This window comes from uncultured Sulfuricurvum sp. (genome assembly GCF_937936435.1).
In the GTDB taxonomy this organism is placed as follows: domain Bacteria; phylum Campylobacterota; class Campylobacteria; order Campylobacterales; family Sulfurimonadaceae; genus Sulfuricurvum.
The window spans coordinates 1-4,357 of the sequence record NZ_CALDDG010000113.1 but is presented as its reverse complement, the minus strand read 5'-3'; the positions used below and the strand labels follow the sequence as shown (position 1 = coordinate 4,357).

Here is a 4,357-nt window from a genome sequence, read left to right as displayed (position 1 = left end):
CGTATAAACAGCCTGCACGTCATCGTCCTCTTCGAGGCGATCGATCAATTTTTCGATATCGACCATCTGTTCGTCGGTAAATTCGACCGTTGTATTCGGAATACGTTCCAATGCCGCTTTTGTCGGTGCGATTCCCAAAGATTCCAAGGCCGCTGAGAGCGCACCGAAAGCGGTATAATCTCCCGTTACGCTTACTTCCCCTTCATCCTCTTCGAGTTCTTCGAGACCCGCATCGATCAATGCGAATTCCAGTTCTTCGAGATCCATCTCCGGTTTTGGAAAACTGAAAACCGCTTTACGGCTGAACATAAATTCGAGAGAACCGTTGTTGAGCATCTCCCCTTTCGCCTTGGAAAAATAACTGCGGACATTCCCTACCGTACGGGTATTGTTATCCGTTGCGCATTCGACGAAGATCAATGCGCCGTGAGGCGCTTTCCCTTCGATGTTTACTTCCAGAAGGGTAATCGCATCTTTCCCGGTCGCCCGTTTGATCGCCGCATCGATGTTGTCTTTGGGCATATTCTGCGCTTTTGCCGTCAAAATAGCCGTACGAAGTTTCGGGTTCATGTCGGGATCGGGACCACCCTCTTTGGCAGCCATCGTGATGATTTTGCCAAGTTTCGGGAATATTCGCGACATATTCCCCCAACGCTTCATTTTTGCGGCTTTACGGTATTCAAACGCTCTTCCCATACCCAAGTGCTCCTATCTCAAACTAAAAAAAATTATCGAATTATAGCCGCTTTGGACGATTTAAACAACCACGTACGCTTCGGCAGAGTCAACTCCGATAAATTGTGCTATCATCTTAACAGCACTCAAAGCAGAATTTTTACCACAAGAGGGTTTTTACCTTTGGACAGACCTTATTCCGCTCCGTTTATGCGCCACTTATGGCGAAGTTTCGCAGCTTTATTTTTATTTTCGCTCTCGACTGTTCTTTATATGTATTCCGAAAAACGGATTGACGATGCTAATAAACGCCGGATAATCTCTTTTTTACTGGCGGATGAATTGCGCCAATCCTCAGATGATCTGACCCGTATGATCCGAACCTATGCGGCGACCGGAAATATCATCTATAAACGCCATTACCAAGAGATTCTCAATATCCGCAACGGAAAAGAGCCCTATCCTCTCAATTATCAAAATATCTATTGGGATTTGGTTGATTTGGATGACCGACGTCCCCGTCCGTTTACCTCACACATGCTCCCGCTGATCGAAAGAATGCGGCAAGCAGGATTTACCTCCGAAGAGTTCGGAAAACTGCAAGAAGCTAAAAACAACTCCGATACCCTGACTCAAACCGAATTCGCGGCGATGAAACTGATCGAAGCATCCGGAACACCGCAAGAGAAAGCGCTTCAAAGAGAAAAAGCGGTCGAAATTTTGCACGACGAAGCCTATCACCGGGCAAAAGCTTCCATCATGCGCCCTATCGACCAATTTTATACGCTGATGAACACACGCACGACCAAAGCCGTCCACACCGCCGAAGTGATCGCATGGGTATTACGTGTCGTTTTTGTCGGAGTCGGATTTTTCTTCCTCTTTACCCTCTGGCGTCTGCATCAATCCTTATATCGGACATTGGGAGGAAACGTAGATGATGTTCACATGCATATCAAACGTATCGGCAAAGGAAATTTTTCCATCCCCATCACCGTATCTTCGGGAGATGAGAACAGTGTTTTGGGATGGCTGAGGGAAACACAGCTCAGACTCGAAGAACTCATCGCCAATAACGAACGGCTGCGCCAGCTTTATTCCGCACTCAGCCAATGTAATCAGGCTATCGTCCGCTCTTCGGATGAAACGGAACTTTTCCCGATTATCTGCCGCGATGCCGTCGAGTACGGAGGAATGAAAATGGGATGGATCGGTATCGTCGACGAATCGATACGCCATCTCGCCGTTGTCACCTCTTACGGAGAGGGGACGGAATATCTTGAAGATATTGCCATTTCGACCGATCCGACCGATCCGACGAGTCAAGGGCCGACAGGGCGTGCTTTGCATACGGGCAAACCGGTATGGTGTCAAGATTTTCAACACGATCCGATGACTGCCTTATGGCATGAGAAGGCTCATAAATTCGGCTGGGGTTCCTCCGCCGCCCTCCCGTTATATCGCGACGGAAACGTTGTCGGAGTATTCACTCTTTATACCGAAAAAACCTATGCTTTCGACGCACCCGCACAAAAACTGCTTGAAGAGATGGCGACGGATATCAGCTATGCGCTGGAGAGTTTTGAGCGTGACATTGCACGTGAAAAAGCGGAAAACACCCTTACCGAAACCAACAATCTCCTTTTTTCCATCATCAATACTTCTCCCGTTCGAATCTTTTGGAAAGACAGTCACCTGAACTATCTCGGATGCAATCAGGTTTTTGCCAATGATGCCGGAGAGAATGATCCGAAAGACGTAATCGGAAAAAACGATACCCAGCTGTGCTGGAGAGAACAAGCGAAACTGTATCAGGAAGATGATCGGCGTGTCATGGAGTCGGGCATACCGAAGCTCTTTTTCGAAGAATCCCAGACAACTCCGCAAGGAGATACGATCTGGCTAAGTACCTCCAAAGCTCCCCTATACAATAAAAACAGAGAGATTGTCGGCGTGGTCGGCCTTTACGAAGAGATCACCGCACGTAAGAATACCGAAAATGCATTGCGTGAGAGCCAGGAACGGCTTCAATCCATCATTTCCAATGAACCCGAATGCGTTATCCTGCTCGACACACAGGGGAATTTAATCGAAATGAACCCTGCCGGTCTGGCCATGCTGGAAGCGGATACGCCCGAAGAGGCCAAAACCTACAAACTGCTAAAATTCCTGTTACCGCAATGGCGTTCGGAGTTCGTCGATCTCCATCGTCGTGTCATACATGGAGACAAGGGGTATCTGGAGTTTGAAATAACAGGGATCAAAGGGACGCATCGATGGCTGGAAATCAATGCCGTACCGATGCACGACGAAGAAGGAAACGTTACGATGCTGCTGGGGATCATCCGGGACGTCACCCAGCGAAAAGAATCCGAACGCCAAATTCACTATCTTGCCAATTTCGACGGGCTCACCGGTTTGCCGAATCGGACGCAGCTGGACTTGCGGATTAAAGATCTCATCAGCCTCGCCAAACGGAATAACCGAGAAATAACCGTCATGTTCCTCGATCTTGATCATTTTAAAGACATTAACGATTCGTTAGGTCACAGTATCGGCGATGCGCTTCTGGTGCAAGCGGCACATCGGCTTCAATCGATTCTCCGGGAAGAAGATACCCTCGCCCGTCTCGGCGGAGACGAATTTATGATTCTTCTCCCCAATATCGGAATGAGCGGTGCGTCACAAGTGGGCCTAAAACTGCTGGAAGCTTTTTCCAAACCGTTTCATATCGAAACGCATGAACTAAGCATCGGAAGCTCTATCGGAATCGCCCTCTATCCAAACGACGGCAAAGATTTCGAAACCCTCTATAAGAATGCCGATACCGCTATGTATAAAGCCAAGCAGGGAGGACGAAACAACTACTGCTTCTTTACCGAAGAGATGCAAAAATCTTCCATGCGCAATCTGGAACTGAGCAACGCCTTACGCCACGCGCTCGAACGCTCACAACTGGAACTCCATTATCAACCTCAGTTTTCGGCGGAAACTAAAACCATCATCGGAGCGGAAGCCCTTCTGCGCTGGAATCACCCCGAATTTGGAAACGTCTCCCCTGCCGAATTTATATCGATTGCCGAAGAGAACGGCACGATATTACCGATCGGAGAGTGGGTATTGGGAACGGCGGCGCGTCAGGCCAGAGAATGGATGGATCAGGGGATGTCTCCGCTCATCATCGCCGTCAATCTCTCGGCAGTTCAGTTTAGATCCCCGAATCTATCTGTTATCGTTGCCGATATTCTTCACGAAAGCGGTTTGCCGCCTGAATATCTGGAACTTGAACTCACCGAAAGCGTCGCGATGCACGATCCTCAAAGAGCGATCAGCGTCATGAACGATCTGCATGAAAAAGGAATACGCATGTCGATCGACGATTTCGGTACAGGCTATTCGTCGCTGAGTTATCTCAAAAAATTCAATATCTATAAACTCAAAATCGATCAATCGTTCGTGCGGGACATCCATGTCGATCCCGAGGATAAAGCGATCGTCGGTACGATCATCAGCATGGCCAAAAGTCTTGGATTGCGCACGATCGCCGAGGGGGTGGAGACGACGGAACAGCTCGATTATCTTCATCAGCAGGGATGCGACGAAATTCAGGGGTATTATTATGCGAAACCTCTTCGCGCCGACGATTTCGCCCGTTTCCGTTTAGAGTATCAAAGCCTTTAAG

General features: G+C 48.5%; 2 protein-coding genes. One reads left to right on the top strand and one right to left on the bottom strand.

Going from position 1 to position 4,357, the window contains the following annotated elements:
* The coding region (locus Q0389_RS10650) for a YebC/PmpR family DNA-binding transcriptional regulator (protein ID WP_298694050.1) at positions 1-696 on the bottom strand (696 nt) is incomplete at its 3' end.
* A gap of 189 nt (positions 697-885) precedes the next feature.
* On the opposite strand from Q0389_RS10650, the gene Q0389_RS10645 reads away from it, so the two are divergent.
* Entirely contained in the window at positions 886-4,356 is a 3,471-nt protein-coding gene (locus tag Q0389_RS10645; protein ID WP_298694049.1) for an EAL domain-containing protein, read from the top strand.
* Position 4,357: the final 1 nt, after the last annotated feature.

Coding starts and splice junctions, on each gene's coding strand:
- Q0389_RS10645 (WP_298694049.1), top strand. CDS start 886: ATGCGCCACTTATGGCGAAGTTTCGCAGCTTTATTTTTATTTTCGCTC.